At 66.2% G+C, this 869-nt stretch carries 1 protein-coding gene; it reads right to left on the bottom strand.

The features are described 5' to 3' along the window. Positions 1 to 869 (bottom strand): methyl-accepting chemotaxis protein (locus G3436_RS26300; RefSeq protein ID WP_163951235.1); only part of this gene is annotated, 869 nt, incomplete at both ends.

Raw genomic sequence — 869 nt, forward strand, 5'->3', positions numbered from 1 at the left:
TTGAGCGCCAGCAGGTTGGTCTGGTCGGCAATGCCCTTGATCACATCGACCACGCCACCGATCTCGTCGCTGTCGCGGGCCAGTTGGGTCACGGTCAGGCCGGTCTCGCCAACGGCGGTGGACAAGCGCTGAATCGCCTCGCGGGTTTCGCCGGCAATGTCGCGTCCGCGGCCGGTCAGGCGGTTGGCTTCCTGGGTAGCATCGGCGGTGCGCTGCACGTGGTTGGCCACTTCCTGGGTGGTGGCGGCCATCTGGTTGACAGCGGCGGCGACCTGCTCGGTTTCGACCCGCTGGCGCTCCAGGCCCGAGGAGCTGTTGTGGGCCAGGGCGTCGGACTGGCGTGCCTGCTCGTTGAGGTGTTCGGCAGTGTCCTGCAAGCGGGTCAGGCAGGTCTTGAGGCGGGCATCCTGGCTCAGCATGGCCATTTCCAGGCGTGCCTGCACGCCGCGGCTGTCGGTGTACATCTGTGCGATCAGCGGGTCGGAGGTGGTCTGTTCGGCCAGGCGCAGCAGGCGCTTGAGGCCGCGCTGTTGCCAGCTCAGGCCGAGCAGGCCCAGTGGCACCGACAGGCCGGCCGCCACTGCAAAGCCCCACGAGTGGCCAAGCCAGCTACCGATCAGGAAACCTACCTGGCTGACCAGGATGAATGGCAGCCAGTCCTGCAGTACCGGCAACCAGCGGTCGCGGCGCGGGATCGCCGGCTTGCCTTGGTTGATGCGCTGGTACAGCTCTTCGGCGCGACGGATCTGCTCGGCGCTGGGTTTGACCCGCACCGATTCGTAGCCGACCACCTGGTTGTTCTCGAAGACCGGTGTCACATAGGCGTTCACCCAGTAGTGATCACCCGACTTGCAGCGGTTCTTGACGAT

The sequence above is a fragment of the Pseudomonas brassicae genome, from assembly GCF_010671725.1.
GTDB lineage: Bacteria > Pseudomonadota > Gammaproteobacteria > Pseudomonadales > Pseudomonadaceae > Aquipseudomonas > Aquipseudomonas brassicae.